The following is an 18,665-nucleotide window of genomic DNA, read 5'->3' as shown; positions in this document are numbered from 1 at the left end:
TCAATAAAGAATAAATTAGTTTTATATACTTTATATTGGCCATTAAATGAATTTAAGACATTCCATAGTAACGCGTTTTGCCCTATTCTTTACCGGCCTAATTATTTTTACCATCCTCCTTTCTGGGTATTTAGTTTTCAAAAAAGCATCCCAAGCTATAACGGCACATTCGAAAGAACGTATAATACAGGCCTCTGAATTGGCGGAACTATCGTTCTATGCGTTGCTTAACGAAGTAACCAATGACATTGCAGTAATAGCTTTGAGTCCAACCATACAGGAGCATATTTACAATCCCTCGATAAAAACCTCCAGCGATATAGATCAACTTTTTAGGATTATACTTGAAAACAAAGAAACCTATTTTCAAATTAGATTGCTCGAAGCCGATGAGAACGGGAAAGAAATTATTCGCTTTAACAAGGAAAAGGGCATTGTGCACAAATCCAACAATCTGCAACAAAAAGGGGACCGTGAATATTTTAAGGAGGCGATTCAGATAAATCAAGGGGAACACTATTTTTCCAATATTAATCTAAACGAAGAATACGGCGTAATAAGTTCTCCATACACCCCTACCCTGCGGGTTGCAAGTCCCATTTTTAACAGTGAAAACGAAAAAGTTGGTATCCTTATTATCAATATTAACTTAAATCCGTTATATCGTAATTTGGATCAAATAGCTGGTAGTGACAGTCAATTTTATTTAATTGATTCCAAGGGCCAGTACTTGTATTCCCACGACAGGTCGCAGCAGTTCGGCCTACAGACCAAAGAATTCCAGAATTTTTTCTCCGATTACAATATAGGAGAAAATTCCATTGAACCATTAAAAGAGGGATTTCGGCAACTTACAAAGTCTCCCGATGGCAATTATTTAAGTTATCTCAAAGAGTTACCGTATTTCGATGGAAAGCGAAAAATATTTCTGATTTCCAATATGGAACAGAATATTCTACTAAAAAATGCGCTTACTGTACGTTCGCAAAGTATACAAACCTTACTTTGGGTATGCTTGTTTTCCATTTTGCTATCATGGTTTTTCACTAATCTATTTTCCAAAAAAATTACCAAAATAACCAAGGCGATCAGCAATTATGACCAGGGAATTCCGGAGGAACATTCACTCCCTACCAATAGAAAGGACGAAATTGGAATTCTTGCCAATACTTTCTCCAAAATGAAGGTCAAAATTGATCAAAATGTGCTTGAACTGAACACGGCCCTGGAAAAAGAACATACTGCAAGAAAACAGCGTGATGAATTTTTGCAAAACATGAGCCATGAATTGCGCACTCCCCTTAACGCCATTTTAGGCCTTACAAAACTGTTGTATAAAAATGCGTCCGATTCCCAGTTACCCATAATCCATGCCTTGGAAAGAAGTTCCAATAGTTTGGCCGGCTTGGTCTACGACGTTTTGGATCACCAAAAATTGGTTGAAGGCAAACTTCAAATTGAATTGGAGCCAACCAATATTGCGGAACTCTTGAGGGATATTCATTCTACATATTTATACGAAGCAGTTCAAAAAGGGCTAACATTCAACCTAAAAATTGACGATAAACTTAAAACCGGGCTATATCAGACCGATGCCTTGAGATTAACACAAATTGTTACAAACCTAGTGGTGAATGCCATAAAATACACCAAGAAGGGCACTATTGACCTGTCCGCCTATATCAATGGCATTGAAAGTCAAGAGTTAAATATTAAAGTGAACGATACTGGTGTAGGCGTACTTCCAAAAAACCTAAATAGAATCAATGATCGTTTTTTTATGGAAAAAAACGATTTGTCTGGAAGATACGGCAGTTATGGCCTTGGCCTGTCCATTGTTAAACAATTAACAACACTATTCGGAGGTACATTACGGGCTTCCTCACAAAAAGAAATAGGCTCTGAATTTTGGGTGAGTCTGCCAACCCTTTCCACCTCATCCCTTAAATTGCCAAAATCTTTTCCTTTGTCGACCTTCCCCCTGCCACAACTAAGTGGTCAATACAATATTCTGCACATAGAGGACGATGTGTCCACTTCCGAATTAATAAATTATGTTCTAAAATCAGGCAGCATTACCATAATGCATACAAATTCATTGGAAGGGGCTTTGAACATAATAAAGGCCAATTCTCCAGATTTAATAATAAGTGATCTGATGCTGGAGAATGAAAAAATACAGGATAACTTGAACGACTGGATCAAAACTAAAAAAATAAACTGTCCGCTTATTCTTGTTTCCGCCTTAGACCCTGTTGAAAGTGGGAAGTTAAAGAGTGAATATTTTCAAAAACCCTTCCCAATTGATCGGTTTAAGGATACCGTATATAAAATTTTGGGCAGCAATGAATTTGAATCCCCAGATTTTTCAAGTATCTATAAGAATTATGACAATGACACCCACAAAATTGATAAGGTCCTAAAATTACTGGAGACCGAATTCAAAAACTATATCAACCAAATAAACAAAAATATGGAGGCCAAAGACCAGGATATTTGGGAATCAATAATGCACAAACTAATTGCCCATATCAATATTCTTGGATTAACTACCCTCTCCAAGGTACTTCCGGAAAGAATTATTTCTATAAATAGTGATGAACTGAGGGTAATAAATAATGCCTTTGCCTATTATTTATGCTGCTTTAGAGCAGAGATATATCTCAATTTAAAAGATCGATCTTCCTAAGCAACTCTGGAGCATACCGTTGACTTACCGGTATGTGTTCGTTATTTATTTCTACGGCACCGGTTTGTATAACTTCTATCATGTTGAGATTTATGATATAGGAGCGATGCACACGTTGAAAAAATTCGGGAAGCTTTGGCTCGAGGTCCTTCAAGGCCATCAAGGTCAGTATTTTCTTGTTTTTAAAAACAATGGATATGTAATTGGCCTCGGACTTAAAATAGGCAACTTCTTTCAGTTTTATTTTCAGCAATTTCCCACCTTCCTTTATAAATATACGGGAATCTTTTTCAGGCACTTTGTTATTCGCAGAAATATACTCCTTGGCTTTTGAGAATCCCTTATAAAACCTTGGAAAGTCTATAGGTTTCACCAAATAATCCACAACTATAGGATAATTATAGGAATCCGGCGCAAATTCCTTATTGGAAGTAACCATTATCACCGCCGAGTTGGGATTCAGGTCCAAGATATCCTTACCGGTAATATCCGGTAAATTAAAGTCTAAAAAAATAAGATCAAATGATGAACTATTTATAAGATTAATAGATTCAAACCCAGATACGGTTGTAGTAACACTTTTAATATCATCGATCTTACTGCAAAAGTGCTCAAGTAAATCACAAATCAACGGATCATCATCAACAATTAAACACCTCATGCCCTTATCCAATAAATTACCTATTTCATCAAGCAATATAAGCAATTCGTATAAAAAATAATTTTTACGCCATCTAAAATTCTACTATTGTTACTTATAAAACCGACTAACATGAACTCTAAATCATTTTTTATACCTATACTCTCCATTTTATTTTTTGGATTTATTGGCTGTAAAGACCAGTCCAAACATTCCAAAAACATGGCAGACAATCAAATAACCCTGGCCGACGAGCCACGGGGAAAGGACAATATAGCGTTCCAATGGGCCTATATGGCTTTGGAAGGTACTGCCAACGATACAGACCGCTTTAAACCAAGACCAACAGTTACCTCAAGATATCTCGGATTGATTTTCACCGCTATGTTTGATGCCTGGACACGTTACGATGAAAAGTCACAACCGGTGTACCTTAAAAATGTAAAGCGTTTCCCTGTGAACGACAGAATTCTTAAGAACAAAGAAATAGCGGTGAGTTATGCTGCTTATAGAGCGTTAAGGGAATACTATTATTCCGACAGCACCCTATTTAGGGAAAAGATGATCCAATTGGGACTTGACCCGGATAACGAGTCCAGGGATCCAGCCACACCTGAGGGAGTTGGCAACCTAGCCGCAGATATGGTAATAGAAGCTCGCCGAAATGACGGTTCCAACCAATATGGAGAGGTGGAAGGGTCTGGTGGACAGCCCTACTTTGATTACACCAATTATAAGCCCGTAAATGATATTGATAAAAATATTGACCTCAATAGGTGGCAGCCAAAATATTTTATAGATGAGGACGGCAATAAATACAATCCAGGCTGCTTAACCCCATATTGGCAAAAAGTAAAACCTTTGTTGTTGGAGACTGCAGATCAGTTTAGACCAGGACCTCCCCCTATGGTTGGTTCCAAACAATTGGAAAAAGAAGTTCAAGAGGTAATTGACCTTCAGGCAAATTTAACTCCAGAAAACAAGGCACTCGTAGAATTTATGAGAGATGGACCTAAATCAGTACAACAAGCCGGGCATTGGTTAAAATTTGCTCAGGACGTATCCTTGAGGGACAACCATACTTTGGACCAAGACGTAAAGATGTATTTTTTGGTAGAATCAGTTGCCATGGATGCCTTTATCTCTTGCTGGGATTCCAAAATGTATTATGATTATGCACGTCCTTATGCCTTGGTACACGATTACTATCAAGACAAGGTAATCAAGGCCTGGGGTGGTCCCGATAAAGGTATGGTTGAAATGAAAGGGAAGGATTGGAGACCTTATTCCCCTGATGCCTTTCTGTGTCCGCCATTCCCGAGCTACGTTTCAGGCCATAGTACCATAAGTGGTGGCTGCGCGGAGGCTCTACGATTATTTACCGGAGACGATCAATTTGGTTCAGAAGTGGAATTGGTTCCAGGAGCCCTTACTGAAACCGTTAATCTGGACGACCCGGTTACCTTAAAATTCCCAACTTTTACCGAAACAGCCGAAATGGCAGGTATATCAAGAGTAATGGGAGGATACCACATACAGGCCGATAATGTTGCAGGATTGGAATTGGGCAGACTGGTAGCAAGGCATCATTATAAAAAATATCTGCAGCTAATAGGTGAAGGTGGTACTACGGTCAACCAATAAAATAAGCTTATAAAACCGGTTTGTTTTTATTAAGGACATTCATAGTCTATCTGTAAATAAAATCAATACCAACAAACAGTAATAAATGATCCGATTAACCCAAAATGGCAGAATGCTAGGTATAAGCATAGGTGTCGTATACCTTTGGTTTGGATTCCTTAAATTTTTCCCCGGATTGAGTCCTGCGGATTTGCTGGCCAAACAAACTATATCTTTATTAACCTTTAATCTCGTTTCGGAAAATGCGGGGATATTATTACTTGCCATAATTGAGGCGGCTATTGGTCTTTGCTTGATTTTTAATCTGCAACTCAGAAGAATTATTGTTGTAGCACTTATCCATCTCGTCCTAACTTTTATTCCGGTAGTGTTTTTTCCTGAAATCTCATTTTCCAAAGCTCCGTTTTCCCTCACCTTGGTAGGGCAATATATAATTAAGAATATCGTGATTATCAGCGCCTTACTTTTAATATATCAAAGGCCGTACAATAGGGCTTCCTGATGTGAGGAAAAAACTTCGTCACAAAACACTAAGAGCTGTCTTACAATTACATTGGAGGCCAGTGGCACGTGGTGGAAGTGGACAAAATATTCATAATTTTCCCTTTATTAATTAGATCTATCCATTTGGTATCATTAAGATATATTGAAGAAAACCATGCCTTAAATTCCAATACATGCAAAAAAATCAGGTTACCCATATAATAGGCATTCTTTTAGTTACACTTGTCTTGAATACCACAAGTATAAGTGCCCAAGGATGTGTAGCTATTAGACACTTTTCCTCCTGTGTGGGAAACAGTCTGGAAAATAATCTTTTGGGCAAGGGCGACCTTCAAATAGGCATGAATTATAGATATTTCAAATCCTTTAGGCATTTTAGGGGTACGAAGGAGGAAGCAGATAGAGTTGCGAATAATACCGAGGTAATTAATCATTCCCATGCGTGGGACTTTTTCCTTACCTATGGTATTTCCGAGAGGTTTTACACCAGTATTACAATACCAACGGTAATAAATGCGAGGTCTTCCCTCTATGAGCACGGTAGGGAAGAAAGAAACAGTACTTTTTCACGGGGTTTGGCCGATATAAGGGCAGGTATTGGATATTGGCTATTGGATCCATCTTTGAACCCCAATAGGAACCTTGCGGTTGGTTTAGGGTTAAAACTACCCACCGGTGATTATAATGCAACGGACGTGTTTTATAATGTAGGGCCAGAAGGCAGTCCTGAAGTGCGCCCTGTTGACCAGTCCATCCAACCTGGGGATGGTGGTTTTGGATTTACGATTGATTTACAGTTTTACCAAAAAATAGCCAGCGGCCTATTTGCCTATGGCGGTGGATTTTACCTGTTTAACCCTAGGGAAACCAATGGAATCAGGACCTTTAGGGAGACACTTAGCCCTATTTTAGAAAATGAGGCCATTATGGCCGTACCAGACCAATATTCTGTTCGCACAGGCCTTAGTTGTAGTTTGTCCAATGATATTTCCACTTCCTTGGGTGCCCGATTTGATGCCGTACCGGTAAAGGACATTATTGGGGGCAATGAAGGCTTTCGTAGACCAGGAAATGTCCTATCCATAGAACCCGGCATAGCTTATATGTATCAGAATTTTACCTTAAATTTAAATGTACCTTTTGCCGTTCGCAGAGATAGACCCCAAAGTGTTACGGATAAACAAACCGAAATAGGTACCGGAAGTCCCAGAAATGGGGATGCTGCATTCGCCGATTATTTAATAAATTTTGGAGTATCCTACCGCTTCGCTAAAAGCAAAACTTTGGAAATAGACCCTTCCTTGAGAGATACCTTTAATTAAAAAACGGATTACCAGTCTATGGGACGGTAATCTTTAAGAAACTTACCGCACCAATGTTTACCAGTGTTAATACCGTCGATCAACGGATCCAACACCCTAGCGGCTCCATCTACAATATCCAATGGAGGTTGAAAGTCATGGATTTCTTCCTTTCTTTTGGACAATTCTATAGGGTCCTCATCCGTTACCCAACCCGTATCCACAGCATTCATAAATACCCCGTCCTTGGCAAAATCCAATGCGGAAGTATGTGTCATCATATTCAGTGCCGCCTTGGCCATATTGGTATGGGGATGACGATCCTCCTTATAAAACCTATGGAATTTACCTTCCATGGCAGAAACGTTTATAATATGCTTTTTACCCGTATTTTCTTGTCTCATAAGTTTAGACAAGCGGTTGCAAAGTACAAAGGGAGCAATGGCGTTTACCAATTGTACTTCTATCATTTCCGGGGTCTCTATCTCCCCTAATTTCAATCTCCAGCTATTGGTCTTGCGCAAATCAACCTGCTGCAGGTCGGCATCCAATTCTCCTTCGGGAAAAACTTCCTTGGTAGAAAGGGAACTATCAAAACTGTAGGGAATCTGGGAAAGTTTGGCAGAGGCCCTTATACCAATTCCCGGTTCTGGCGCGTGCCAATTAACCGGCAAGGCATTATTTTGGATACTTGCAGTTCCTTTTGTAAGGCTATTAAGTTCCTGTAGACAAAAATCGTGATCGGACAATACTTCTTGCGCCCTTGGGGGTAACTCCTGTAAAGGAACCTCCTCATTCTTCATCAGGTGCTGGTAAAATCCTGCCGGCCTTCTCACTGTTTGGGCAGCGTTATTGATCAAAATATCCAATCGGTCGTATTGTTGTTCTATAAAATTGCAAAAGATTTCAACACTTGGTATATGTCTTAGATCCAAGCCATGTATTTTTAATCTGTGTCCCCATTCGTGAAAATCCTCCTCCTTGGAGAAACGCAATGCGGAATCCACAGGAAACCTTGTAGTGGCCACCACAGTTGCACCGGCCCTTAACAAGATTAATGTAATATGATAGCCTATTTTTAATCTAGACCCGGTAACTATAGCAACCTGCCCGCTAAGGTCGGCCGACTGAAAACGTTTTGCATAGTTATAATCGCCACATTCTGGGCACATGGCATCATAGAAATGATGTAGCTTTGTATATACAGCTTTACATACATAGCAATTTCGAGGGGATTCCAATTCCAGCTCATCCAAAGTCTCCTTAATGGGAGCAGTCAGTAATTTTGGGGCTACAAAAACGGCGGCTTCCCTGGCACTTCTAATACCTGTTTCCTTACGCGCATGCTTATCGCGCTCGATCATTTTACGCTTGGCCGCCTTGGCAGCGTCTTTCTTGCGTTGCTTAAATTCATTCTTGGCCGGCCTCGATAATTGGCCAGCTGCCTTTAGCAAGGCAACTCTTTTTTCCTCTGGAAGTTCAAAAATCGTATGTCCGTTTTCCACCAGCTTCCCAAGCAGATATATACACTGATCGATCTCTTCCGAACTAATCTTATCCAAGACATTCTCCTGCCCATCTACCAGATTGTTACTAACCATTTCCCTGAAATTTTCTGAAAATTAAAACCGTGCAAATGTAAGGTTTAAATTAGATTGCACAAACAGAACCATTTAGCGAAAAAACAAGACTAACTCAAGACTGTTCAAACAAGAAATGTCTTGTCCCAACACAAGCTAATATTAGGAAGTTTTATTGGACTTCGTTAATGAAAATATACCCAAAACATGAGCATAAACCTGAAATGTTTTGAAAGTAGAACAACTTTAATCAAAAGGCCCAACCATAATATGCGCCCTATGGGTGCCGGGATCCATTAACCATGGCATTCCAGGAGCATGTGGTTTGTCCGGTAATCCCGTAGATTCGGTGGTTGCAAAAGGGGTGTAAATTACATATCTGAATTTTCCATTTTGAAGTTCCCCGGTTGTAGTATTGTAGTCTTCGGATTTTCCGTAATACACATACATCATACTGGGCTCCTTGGGCATTTTCAATTTACCCGAGGCCACTTCCTTTTCACGAATTTTCTCCCGCTCCTCCCCTGACAAATCCTTTGCCGAGAGCTCCCTTCCACGGGCCATAAACGGTTCCAACTTTTTGGAATAACAGGCTACATTAATACCGTCCTTATTGGGATTGTCTCCTATGCAGACCAAATTGTTTGTTCCCTTACGTAATAGCACCAATTTCCCATAGTTATCATAACCATAAACCCTGGCACCATCCTTCTTTTCCTCAGGAGCTGGCAAAACAGCGGTTTTAATCTGAATATCGTTGGGAAGAACTTCCTTTTTATGTTCCTGTGACATTATTGGATAAACTGAAAACAGCAACATACCTATTATTAGTTGTTTCATGTGTCAAGATTTAGTGTTGTGAAAAAAAATTATTAAAGATAATATGGATTATTGATGTCCTACCGTATTTTAAATTTATTCCATTTTCCTAAAGATAAAAAATATGGAATAATTAACTTCATGATATAGCCTTAATTCTTGGGGGATAATATAAATTTACGAGCTAAAACTAAAATCCCTCCCAACAATGACGGTTTACGAATTTCTAGACAAGCTTAGAAGGACTCCTGAGGAAATAGCATTTGGAGACACCATAAATATTATAGATACCTATTATAATTTTTCACCTTCAAAGTTCACCAATGGGGAAGTGATCAACGAAGCGGGCCAAAATTCCGGTTCCTGTAAGGTATTCTCATTTGCACAACATCATAAACTAAACAAAACAGAAACATTGGCATGTTTTGGCTCTTACTACAGAAAAGATGTTTTGGAGAATCCTAAAGCTACGGACCACCAGAACATTCGCAACTTTATGGTAACTGGTTGGGAAGGTATTGCATTCGACAACGAGGCCCTGAGTATCAAGTGATAATTCACCAAGTGCCGAAAATTGACATACACCTAACTATTTGCCAGGTAAAACACCCAAGACAAATTACTTGACCTTGGAGGCAGAGGCCTTATCCAAAAACAAGACAGTTTCCTTATGTGTCCTAAGTATGGAAGCCGGACATGTAGTACTGATTTCCCCATACAGCGTGTTATAAACGGCCTGTGCCTTTCTTTCGTCCGGCACCACACAACTAATGGCTTTACAACTCAATATAGCAGTAATCGTCAGGGTAAGGGCCTCTTTAGGCACATCGTCAAAGGAGGGAAACCACCCCTCTCCAAGTTGTTGATTTCTACAGGCCTCATCCAACTCCACCAATTTTACCAATTTGGGATCCTTAAAATCGGCCACTGCGGGATCGTTAAAGGCAATATGCCCATTTTCTCCAATTCCAATACAGGCAATGTCTATAGGATGGAATTTCAGTGCTTCTTCATAACTCCTTAGTTCGCTCTCCAAATCTTCCACATCCCCATTTAGAAAATATATCTTTTTAGGCACCACGCTATTTAAAATGCGCTCTTTGAGATACTTTCTAAAACTAGCAGGATGGGTTTCGGATAACCCTTTGTATTCATCCAAATGAAAAACGGTTATTTTTTTCCAATCGATTTTCTTTTTCTGCAGTGCCTCCAAAAACGAAAATTGTGATGCACCCGTAGCCAAAATGAGGTTGGCCGCACCTTTTTCGCTTATAGCTGCCTGTAATTTGCCCGTCACATAATCGGCCGCCGCAGCGCCCATATCCTTCGGCTCCTTATAGATTTCTACTGCCAAATTTTCGATTTGAAATGATTTTTCCATTGTTTGTATTTAAATAAATTCTGCAATTGCAAACCAAGTGGTAAGCAGTGAAAATAAGATTACGGCCACTAGGCCAAGATTAAGCCTAACACTGGCCTTATTTTTCCCCATCAATTGATGTTTGTTGATCAATATAAACATAGGTACAGCTACCGCTGGCAGAATACAGGCCTGAAAAGCCTGGGAAAATACCATAAGGGCAGGTGGTCTTTCCTCCAAAAAAACGGTCCCAAAAGCAAATACCAATGCACCAATGATAAGAACTCTGGAAGTGGTGGAATGTATGTTTCTTGGAGTACCCCTATAATCTGCAAGCAACCAGGGGGCTATTAACACGATTGGAAAGATAGTGGAGAGTCCGGCTCCGGTAATTCCTATAATGAGAACAAAAGCGGCCAATTTACCCCCTAAGGGTTCAAATAAGGAGATCATTTCTACTGTATTGTCCAGTTTCATTCCAGAAATATGTAGGGTTCCGGCCGCAACGGCCATAATAACACCGCTCAATAAAAGCATCATAAAGGCGGACACAAAGGCATCTGTCTTTTCCTTTTTTAGATCATTTATGCCCCATCCCTTTTCAGCCACCACAGTGCTTCTCATAACAAAAACAGCAGCCGAACAAGTTGTTCCGGTAATTGCAGCAATTAGACCCAAGGCTCCTGGTGTGTCCGGAATACTCGGAACCATACCGGACATGATATCCGCCATATCCGGACGTACCATAATAAAAACCACCATAAAGGACAGTCCCATCAAAATAACCAAAACCGTCAATACTTTTTCAAAAATCCTATATCTGCCAAACCATAAAAAGAATGTTAGAATTACCACAAAAAACAAGATGATCCAAACCCGTTGGACCACTACTCCATTATATGCCAGGCGCACCCCTTCCTGTACCAAATCGGCCACTATTCCCATTACCCCCATAAGTGCCAATAATTCTCCGATAATGAGCACAAGTATAATATAGAGCGAAAGTACCCAGCCCCATTTAAATTCCTGTTTAAAATTAAACAAGGCAGTCCTTCCAGTAACTAAAGTCACTTTACCATATGCCACCATTAAAACATAGGTAAAAATACAGGATAGTACCAATGCCCAAAAAAGGCTCATACCGTATTCCGCACCGGTCTTGGCCATTGTGGTAACACTACCTGTCCCAATATTATAGCCGATAAGAAAAAGCCCCGGGCCTACCGCGCTTATTCCCAATAGTATTTTTTTGATTATTGATTTATTGCCCATACCCTTCTTAACCCTTATTAATTTTCAATATTAAACTTTGTCTTTCCCTATTGGATTCTGAAGAAGCCAAAACTAGTCTTTAGAATATACCAATTGGCCGGACACAAATGTTTTATGTATAACCACCTCATTATTTTCCAATTTAAAAAGAATAAGGTCCGCCTTTTTTCCTTGTCCTATTTCCCCTAGGTCATTTAATAAGAACATTTTTGCGGGATTGGTACTTGCCATTTGTATGGCATCTTTAAGAGTGCATTGGGTATAGTCCATAATTACGCCCACACAGGCGCTAATAGGTGATGCCGCCCCAGCCAGAACATTTTCCTTGGGCAATTTAACCACGTTGGGGGTAAGCAATAAAGTTCGTTCCCCACGGGTATATTCTCCCGGTGGCAAGCCTGCCAAATCCAAGGCATCCGACACCAAAATGGTTTTATCCGGCCCTTTTACCTTGTAAAAACTTCGGACTTCCTCCTTGGTCAAATGATATCCGTCTGCAATAATGCTGGGCGTAATCCGATCATCGGCCAACTGTGGCCAAAGTGGATTATGGTGTCTATTGATTTCGTTGGCACAGCCGTTACCCAAGTGGGTAGCCATTTTTGCCCCGGCATCTATGGCCCGTTCTATATCTTCTGCACTACCATTGTGATGCCCTAGTGCCACTGTTATGCCATTGGCCACACAATTGCGGATAAAGGGAATGGCACCGATCAACTCAGGAGCAAGGGTTATCAACTTTATGCCGTTATTGGCCGCCCGTTGCAACTCCTGAAATTCTTCCCAATCCGGATTTTTAATATACTTCTCCAAATGGGCTCCCCTAAAGCCTGGAAGTGGCGATATGTATGGTCCTTCCAAATGAAAACCGGGGATTGAACCTCCTATTTCCGGATCTTTTTGTGCCTGGGCAAGAATAGCAAAATTCTTTTTTAATCTATTGAAATCGCTAGTAATGATGGTTGGGAAATATGTGGTTACACCAGCTTTCCACAGAGCCTTTGTAGCTTTCCGAATCCCTTCAACCGTAAGATCGGGACCCGAAAAATCGACGCCCATAAATCCGTTGATCTGGACATCTATCAAACCTGGGGCAATATACATTTTGGATTTGTGGGATTCTTGGTCAAGGCGGTTAATTCCCGAAATTTTTCCGTTTGTGGTGGAAAGGGAGACCCATCCCTCATCGGAATACAAAACACCCTCTATCCCGTCAGTATCATTGGATTGTGCTGCTGCCATATTACAAAAAAAGAATAGTGCCAAAATTGATGTACATTTAAATATCATAACAATTTGTTGATTTTACAATTAGCTGAACAGAATCAAATAAATAAAAACTAATCATCCATTTTAATTTTACGAATCTTAATATTCCTAAACCAGGCATCGTCCTTATGGTTCTGCAGAACTATATGGCCATTTCTCTTTTCCAAAAACCCTGGAATATCCACATATTTGCTCTTTTTAAACAGCGAATCCAAATGTTGGGACCCAAATTCATAAGTCACTACCTTTTTACCGTTTAGCCAATGCTCCACTTGTTCACCATTGATTAGTATGCGACTTGAATTAAACATCCCAATTGGCCTGACAGTTGCATTTTCGGCTGCAATCATATCATAAAGACTCCCAGTATATTGGGAAGGTTTTAGTTTGCCCGCATAAAGGGTATCTGAATCATCCAGTAGCTGGTATTCAAATCCTAGAGCGGAATATTCTGAACCGTATTTTTGCGAGATTTCTTCGGATACATTGTACTTCAAGCCTGTATTGCCCGCTTTCAATATTTTCCATTCAAAATACAATTCATAATTATCAAAAGTATCTATGGTCATTAAATCACCACCCTCTATGGGTTGGCCATCTGGCATGGATGGTACCTCTCCGCTATTCAGTTTTCGTATGCTGCCATCCTCAATTTTCCACAGTTCGTTTTGAACATTTTTTCTGCCCAAACCTCGCCATCCCGTGAACGAAACCCCATCAAAAAGCAATTCCCAGCCTTGCTCCTTCTCCAAATGGGTCAGGCTATTATTCACTTCCTCTACAAGTTTTACTTCTTCCACCCTCCTTTCCTCCTTGAGTTTGCAACCAATAAATACCAAAACGACAATGAATGAAATTGCCCAATACCATGGATGCGACTTCTTGTAATACTTCATGACCATGATACAACGGATTCCCAATTACCGGAAATTATTGATTTTTGAAGCGCTTCCAGGACCGCAATACCATGAATGATGTTTTCATGGCTCCTGGGTTCCTTTCCTGTACTGAACATGGTCACCATATCCACATAATTTCGATCCGGATCCACCTTTTCCTTTTTGGATTTCAATTCCACCACCCCTTCATCTGTCTCAACAAAGGTCTGCCAGCCGTACTTTTTACTGGTTATTACCAAAGTCGCCATCCTACCATTTTCAAATACCAAGCTAGCACTACTGTTTAAATTTTCTTTATCATTTTTATTGAACCTAGCGGAAACAATTTTTTCATCAAACATATAGATAAGGGGTTCTACCATATGCACCCCATAAAAGAAAAAGCCACCATAAATGGAATTTATATCGGCCTTACCATAACAGGTTACCTGATTTATATCTTTCATTTTCGCCAATTGCTCTCTCATATCTTCTGTGCCGTAACTATGGGCTATGGAACTGTAGGAGGTAACCGGAGTCCCAACCGTTCTTGCCATCTCTAGAAATATTTTTGCCGCCTGGCTGCTATAGCAAAATGGCTTATCGATAAAGGTGGGTATCCCGGCTTGAACGAACGGTAGTGCAGCATCTAAGTGAAGATCGCCATGCCTATGATCTACGATCAGTGCATCGATCTTGCCCATCATTTCCACCGGGTCTTTTACAATAATGGGTATACCTCCTTCATCTTTGGCAAGTTGGGCAAACTCTTCCTTTTCGCCCCAAATGTATTTAACCTCCCAACCTGGAAACTTCTTATCCAGATTGAACATTTTCCCAAAACCTCTGCTGTGGGAGTTTTCAGCACCTATGATACCTATAATCTTGGTTTTCATTACCGACTTTTTCCTTGATTTCAGTTGAGAAAATAAGGGTGAAGGTAAGGACAGTGCCAATGTTGAAAAGGCGGCCCCTTTGCCTAGCTTTTCCAAAAACGATCTTCTATTTGCCATATTTTTATATTATAATTTCATTTCCCATCCTTTTTCATAAGAACGGCTCCATAATTTTTGAGCATCATTATCCTCCAAGATATGTCCATTCTGAGGATTTATGTTCAACGACCTGCCGGTACGTTGGGCAATATTCCCCAGCTGCACCAACAAGGTGCTTTTATGTCCAGAGTCTATGTCTGCATTTAGGGCTGTATCATTTACAATGGCATCGAACATATTCTGGATATGTAAAGCGTCCAGAAGTTCGGCCGGATTGGATTTATTCCTAGGGTCTATTTCTTGAGTGTTTTTCACCTCCTTTACAAGTTCACCCTCCAGATCGAAGATTGAATAACTATTACCACTTGGTATTAACATACTACCGCTTTCCCCATAGAACATGACACCAACAGCACTCCCCTCGATAGGCTTTCCATTGCAGCTCCTTCCTTCCCAGGACATGGACATTCCGTCGGCAAAATCCAAATTGATTACTTGTGTGTCCGGAGCCTCCCAATCGTCCTGATATCTATACCTGCCACCGTTGGAGCTCACCTTGATGGGATAGTCTACCTGCATGCCCCATCGTAGTAAATCGATCATATGGGTGCCATTATTAAGGGCTTCCCCAGTACCCCAATGCCATAACCAGTGCCAATTATAGTGAACAATATTGTCCTTGTAATTTTTTCTGGGTGCTGGACCTTGCCATAGGTCCCAATCCAACCACTTGGGAACCTCAACTTCCTTCCCTATCCCAATAGATTGCCGGTTGTTGGTATACCACCCCTTACCAAAATACACCCGTCCAATGGCACCAGACTGTAAGGCTTTTATACCTTCAACTACATTGGGCCACGAGCGGCGCTGGTTTCCCATCTGTATTACCTTTCCGTATTTTTTTGCGGCCTGCACCAAAATCTCTCCTTCATTCGGGTTGTGACCACATGGTTTTTCCACGTATACGTGTTTTCCAGCTTCCATGGCCAGTAGGGATGCCGGAGCATGCCAATGATCCGGTGCGGCTATTACCAATGCATCCACATCCTTGCTTTCCAAAGACTTTCGGAAATCGGTATAAGATTTTGGTACCCTGCCTTGACGCTCTTTTACGACAGACAGACAATTCGCTATTGCCCTACTATCCACATCACAAATATGGATGACCTCACTGTTCTTTTGACTCGCAAAATTTTGGGCCAAGGCCTTTCCCCTACTATTTACCCCCATCATGGAAACATTGATCCGATCGTTGGCACCGAGAATCCGGGCATAGCTTTTGGCACTAAATTGTGGGAGCATCCCCGTAGCCGCAATTAAAGCCGAACTGGCGGCAGTTTTTTTAATAAAACTTCTTCTTGAGTTTGAATTTGATTCCATTTTATTCAAGTTTGAACGTTAATTGTTTTGTTAATTTACTATGCTGCTAAAAACAGCTAGTAAAGCTTCGAAAAATCCTCCCCAAGGCTATTGATCTCTTGGTCGGAGACTTCCCCGGAACAGATTAGGGTACGAAAGGCGAAACGAACCGAATCTCCCTTTTTTAAGCTCAGATTCATTGATTCCTTACCGTCCGAAAATACATTCTGCCCTAATGGATTTATTGCAAAAAGGCCATAGCCCCTAGCGTGCCAATAAGCCGGATAACCAGGGTTCTTTTTATGGTCAAGAATCACCACTGCCACCTTTTCGTCCTTGTATTTTCCATAAAGTTTCATCCATTTGGCACGGGTACCCCAAACATCTCCACCTACAATTCCTTCGCTGCTTAGATAATCTCCAGAAACCGCATCATTATTAATTACTTTGATCGTTTCAGGATTTCCGTGTGCATCCGTTAGCGTTAGTGGATCATCGGATGGCAATTCCAGTTCACGACTCACCCTAATGGCAAACATACCTTCCTTAGTATCCTTGAATAAAATATCCTCTTGGGCCGTTAAAGTACTTATCCAATCAATGATCCTGACCTTGCCCTTATCCATAAAATGAAATACAATGTTTTCTGTAATTTGAGTACGTCCCCCGGCTTCCCAATTGGTTTTGACCCGAATAGTTCCCTGTGCATCATCGGCCTTGGCTTCAACTACCTCTTGATGTCTAATTACGCCACTAAATGCCTTCCTGTCTTCAGGGGTTGCCTCTGAATGCCCCCAATAGTCAATTCCATTTACATCCCCATAATTCATCCACATCCCAATATGGTGTGGGTGATCTGCACGCTCTCCGGCCACAGTTTTCAATGGATATTTACGTGTAATTTCCGTGCCTTCCGGTGTCACAATGGGCCACAAACATGGCTTCATAATATTGTCCGGGTAGATGTAGGAAGTAAACAATTCATCCCCGAAGTAGACATCCACTTTTTGTTCAGACACTTTATTGTCTACCCGTATTGCCGGCTTTTCAGCTTCCTGCTCAGGCTCCTCCTTATTCTTATTTGTTTTGCCATTTCCACAAGAACTCAGAATTAGGAGCAAAAGAATGCAAACCGGTATTCTTAATTTAAATCTCTTTTTCATTTCTTACAATTATTGAAAATTAATATAGTAGTCTACGTTTTCCTTTATAATTATATCCAAGGGCACATACTGCACAGCGGGAGGCGATTTTTTATAAACAAAAAAATCAAACAAAGTCCTCACCGCCATTACTCCTTGAAATACGGGTCTTTGAGAAATAATATAATCGATATTTCCATTCTTCAACTCTGCCACATTTCCGGGAACAATATCAAACCCCACCACCTTTATATCCAGTTCGTGCAGTTCGTGATACCTAGAAATCAGATGGGCCCTGGAATTACTGACAAACACCCCTTTGGTACCTGGATTTTTAATATAGTATTTAGTTAGTTCCCTGCTAACCTCTGTCTCGAGGGTAGAAGGTATGGTAATGGAATTAATTTTCCTATTTGCCAATGTTGAGGTGGTTTTAAAGAATTCCCTAAATCCCCTTTCCACAATTCCGGTGTGGGAACTATTCTCAAGGCCCTTTACCATGTTTACAATAAGAATATCGTCTGAAGGGCCCAAAATTGAGTTCAATAATTTACCTGCTATATATCCACTACCTTTTAAGTCCGGCCCAATATAACTCAGGTTTTTCTTGTTGGGAATATTGGCATCAATAAAGACATAGGGAATATTCCTTTCATCCAATCTTTTCATGAACCATAAACTTTCCTTTTCAAAAAGAGGAGCCAAGATTACTCCACTGGGATTCTTCCCTAAAATGATATCGGCATTATTAATAAAACTGGATTCGTCAAACAAACTGTACTCATATGAATCTAGCTCCAATCCAAAATCCCTATGCACTTCAATGGCCTGATCCACTCCAACTCTTGGTAGCGCCCAATAACTTTGGGAAGTGGTTGCTTCCGGAAAAAGAGTGCAAATTGTGAACTGCTTTCCCAAAGCCAAGGTCCTTGCCAATAGATTGGGATTAAAATTCAACTTCTCAATGGCTTCTTCCACTTTTTTTCTTTTGGCGATGGAGACCTTGCCCCTATTGTGCAAAACTCTATCAATGGTTCCAATGGAAACATTGGCATAGTCCGCCAAATCCTGAATAGTGGTTTTCTTATTTTTAACCATTGGGAATCAATCCTTACAAATACATGATATTTAATAATTTACAAAAGTGTGTAGGTACACAAATATAAAAATAATTAGGACATACAAGGTATTTCTTATAACAATTAGCGTATAT

16 protein-coding genes are annotated in these 18,665 nt (G+C 40.4%); 5 read left to right on the top strand and 11 right to left on the bottom strand.

Going from position 1 to position 18,665, the window contains the following annotated elements; translation table 11 throughout:
• The first annotated feature begins 46 nt into the window (after positions 1 to 46).
• Positions 47 to 2,689, top strand: coding sequence for an ATP-binding protein (locus tag CWD91_RS19805; protein ID WP_103442718.1), 2,643 nt, complete (start codon positions 47 to 49; stop codon positions 2,687 to 2,689).
• Here CWD91_RS19805 and CWD91_RS19800 read toward each other — a convergent pair.
• Positions 2,664 to 3,350 (bottom strand): LytR/AlgR family response regulator transcription factor, encoded by a 687-nt coding sequence (locus CWD91_RS19800; RefSeq protein WP_157943850.1) that lies wholly within the window; start codon positions 3,348 to 3,350, stop codon positions 2,664 to 2,666. The genes CWD91_RS19805 and CWD91_RS19800 overlap by 26 nt on opposite strands.
• 111 nt (positions 3,351 to 3,461) lie before the next feature.
• Here CWD91_RS19800 and CWD91_RS19795 point away from each other — a divergent pair, with 111 nt between their 5' ends.
• The 3 genes from CWD91_RS19795 (at position 3,462) to CWD91_RS19785 (ending at position 6,799) form a co-directional block, all read left to right on the top strand.
• Positions 3,462 to 4,973: a vanadium-dependent haloperoxidase gene (locus CWD91_RS19795; RefSeq protein WP_239985881.1), complete on the top strand. Its 1,512-nt coding sequence runs from the start codon at positions 3,462 to 3,464 to the stop codon at positions 4,971 to 4,973.
• A gap of 85 nt (positions 4,974 to 5,058) precedes the next feature.
• Positions 5,059 to 5,475 carry a doxx family protein gene (locus tag CWD91_RS19790; RefSeq protein ID WP_103442716.1) on the top strand — a complete coding sequence of 139 codons (417 nt, stop codon included), beginning with the start codon at positions 5,059 to 5,061 and terminating at the stop codon, positions 5,473 to 5,475.
• 175 nt (positions 5,476 to 5,650) lie between these two features.
• Positions 5,651 to 6,799: a transporter gene (locus tag CWD91_RS19785; protein WP_103442715.1), complete on the top strand. Its 1,149-nt coding sequence runs from the start codon at positions 5,651 to 5,653 to the stop codon at positions 6,797 to 6,799.
• Positions 6,800 to 6,807: 8 nt separating this feature from the next.
• Here CWD91_RS19785 and CWD91_RS19780 read toward each other — a convergent pair whose 3' ends face one another.
• Positions 6,808 to 8,379, bottom strand: coding sequence for an SDR family NAD(P)-dependent oxidoreductase (locus tag CWD91_RS19780; protein WP_103442714.1), 1,572 nt, complete (start codon positions 8,377 to 8,379; stop codon positions 6,808 to 6,810).
• Between the two features lie 225 nt (positions 8,380 to 8,604).
• Positions 8,605 to 9,198 (bottom strand): hypothetical protein, encoded by a 594-nt coding sequence (locus CWD91_RS19775; RefSeq protein WP_103442713.1) that lies wholly within the window; start codon positions 9,196 to 9,198, stop codon positions 8,605 to 8,607.
• 187 nt (positions 9,199 to 9,385) lie between these two features.
• Here CWD91_RS19775 and CWD91_RS19770 point away from each other — a divergent pair, with 187 nt between their 5' ends.
• On the top strand, positions 9,386 to 9,730 hold the full coding sequence (locus CWD91_RS19770) for a HopJ type III effector protein (protein ID WP_103442712.1): 345 nt from the start codon (positions 9,386 to 9,388) through the stop codon (positions 9,728 to 9,730).
• A gap of 66 nt (positions 9,731 to 9,796) precedes the next feature.
• Here the strand turns inward: CWD91_RS19770 and CWD91_RS19765 are convergent, their stop codons facing one another.
• The 8 genes from CWD91_RS19765 to CWD91_RS19730 all read right to left on the bottom strand — a co-directional run bounded on the left by CWD91_RS19765 (position 9,797) and on the right by CWD91_RS19730 (position 18,550).
• Positions 9,797 to 10,558 (bottom strand): glucosamine-6-phosphate deaminase, encoded by a 762-nt coding sequence (locus tag CWD91_RS19765; RefSeq protein WP_103442711.1) that lies wholly within the window; start codon positions 10,556 to 10,558, stop codon positions 9,797 to 9,799.
• Between the two features lie 9 nt (positions 10,559 to 10,567).
• Entirely contained in the window at positions 10,568 to 11,809 is a 1,242-nt protein-coding gene (locus CWD91_RS19760; protein ID WP_103442710.1) for an Nramp family divalent metal transporter, read from the bottom strand.
• 72 nt (positions 11,810 to 11,881) lie between these two features.
• Positions 11,882 to 13,075, bottom strand: a complete 1,194-nt coding sequence (locus CWD91_RS19755; protein WP_192877702.1) for an N-acetylglucosamine-6-phosphate deacetylase — start codon at positions 13,073 to 13,075, stop codon at positions 11,882 to 11,884.
• Positions 13,076 to 13,149: 74 nt separating this feature from the next.
• The gene (locus CWD91_RS19750; RefSeq protein ID WP_157943849.1) at positions 13,150 to 13,974 is read right to left on the bottom strand and encodes a 3-keto-disaccharide hydrolase; all 825 of its coding nucleotides are present in this window, start codon (positions 13,972 to 13,974) and stop codon (positions 13,150 to 13,152) included.
• Positions 13,971 to 14,969: a Gfo/Idh/MocA family protein gene (locus tag CWD91_RS19745; RefSeq protein ID WP_103442707.1), complete on the bottom strand. Its 999-nt coding sequence runs from the start codon at positions 14,967 to 14,969 to the stop codon at positions 13,971 to 13,973. The genes CWD91_RS19750 and CWD91_RS19745 overlap by 4 nt, the downstream gene beginning before the upstream one ends.
• 9 nt (positions 14,970 to 14,978) lie before the next feature.
• The gene (locus CWD91_RS19740; RefSeq protein WP_103442706.1) at positions 14,979 to 16,331 is read right to left on the bottom strand and encodes a Gfo/Idh/MocA family protein; all 1,353 of its coding nucleotides are present in this window, start codon (positions 16,329 to 16,331) and stop codon (positions 14,979 to 14,981) included.
• A gap of 56 nt (positions 16,332 to 16,387) precedes the next feature.
• Positions 16,388 to 17,473 carry a DUF6807 domain-containing protein gene (locus tag CWD91_RS19735; protein ID WP_103442705.1) on the bottom strand — a complete coding sequence of 362 codons (1,086 nt, stop codon included), beginning with the start codon at positions 17,471 to 17,473 and terminating at the stop codon, positions 16,388 to 16,390.
• Positions 17,474 to 17,482: 9 nt separating this feature from the next.
• Positions 17,483 to 18,550, bottom strand: a complete 1,068-nt coding sequence (locus CWD91_RS19730) for a substrate-binding domain-containing protein (RefSeq protein WP_103442704.1) — start codon at positions 18,548 to 18,550, stop codon at positions 17,483 to 17,485.
• Positions 18,551 to 18,665 lie beyond the last annotated feature (115 nt).

The sequence above is a fragment of the Arenibacter hampyeongensis genome, from assembly GCF_002909255.1.
GTDB lineage: Bacteria > Bacteroidota > Bacteroidia > Flavobacteriales > Flavobacteriaceae > Arenibacter > Arenibacter hampyeongensis.
Note: the sequence above shows the minus strand (reverse complement) of the source record. Positions and strands in the feature narration are given on the sequence as shown.

What these genes read in the sequence shown, in the direction of transcription:
- CWD91_RS19805 (WP_103442718.1), top strand. Translation starts at nt 47, where the DNA reads ATGAATTTAAGACATTCCATAGTAACGCGTTTTGCCCTATTCTTTACC.
- CWD91_RS19800 (WP_157943850.1), bottom strand. Translation starts at nt 3,350, where the DNA reads ATGAGGTGTTTAATTGTTGATGATGATCCGTTGATTTGTGATTTACTT.
- CWD91_RS19795 (WP_239985881.1), top strand. Translation starts at nt 3,462, where the DNA reads ATGAACTCTAAATCATTTTTTATACCTATACTCTCCATTTTATTTTTT.
- CWD91_RS19790 (WP_103442716.1), top strand. Translation starts at nt 5,059, where the DNA reads ATGATCCGATTAACCCAAAATGGCAGAATGCTAGGTATAAGCATAGGT.
- CWD91_RS19785 (WP_103442715.1), top strand. Translation starts at nt 5,651, where the DNA reads ATGCAAAAAAATCAGGTTACCCATATAATAGGCATTCTTTTAGTTACA.
- CWD91_RS19780 (WP_103442714.1), bottom strand. Translation starts at nt 8,379, where the DNA reads ATGGTTAGTAACAATCTGGTAGATGGGCAGGAGAATGTCTTGGATAAG.
- CWD91_RS19775 (WP_103442713.1), bottom strand. Translation starts at nt 9,198, where the DNA reads ATGAAACAACTAATAATAGGTATGTTGCTGTTTTCAGTTTATCCAATA.
- CWD91_RS19770 (WP_103442712.1), top strand. Translation starts at nt 9,386, where the DNA reads ATGACGGTTTACGAATTTCTAGACAAGCTTAGAAGGACTCCTGAGGAA.
- CWD91_RS19765 (WP_103442711.1), bottom strand. Translation starts at nt 10,558, where the DNA reads ATGGAAAAATCATTTCAAATCGAAAATTTGGCAGTAGAAATCTATAAG.
- CWD91_RS19760 (WP_103442710.1), bottom strand. Translation starts at nt 11,809, where the DNA reads ATGGGCAATAAATCAATAATCAAAAAAATACTATTGGGAATAAGCGCG.
- CWD91_RS19750 (WP_157943849.1), bottom strand. Translation starts at nt 13,974, where the DNA reads ATGAAGTATTACAAGAAGTCGCATCCATGGTATTGGGCAATTTCATTC.
- CWD91_RS19745 (WP_103442707.1), bottom strand. Translation starts at nt 14,969, where the DNA reads ATGGCAAATAGAAGATCGTTTTTGGAAAAGCTAGGCAAAGGGGCCGCC.
- CWD91_RS19740 (WP_103442706.1), bottom strand. Translation starts at nt 16,331, where the DNA reads ATGGAATCAAATTCAAACTCAAGAAGAAGTTTTATTAAAAAAACTGCC.
- CWD91_RS19735 (WP_103442705.1), bottom strand. Translation starts at nt 17,473, where the DNA reads ATGAAAAAGAGATTTAAATTAAGAATACCGGTTTGCATTCTTTTGCTC.
- CWD91_RS19730 (WP_103442704.1), bottom strand. Translation starts at nt 18,550, where the DNA reads ATGGTTAAAAATAAGAAAACCACTATTCAGGATTTGGCGGACTATGCC.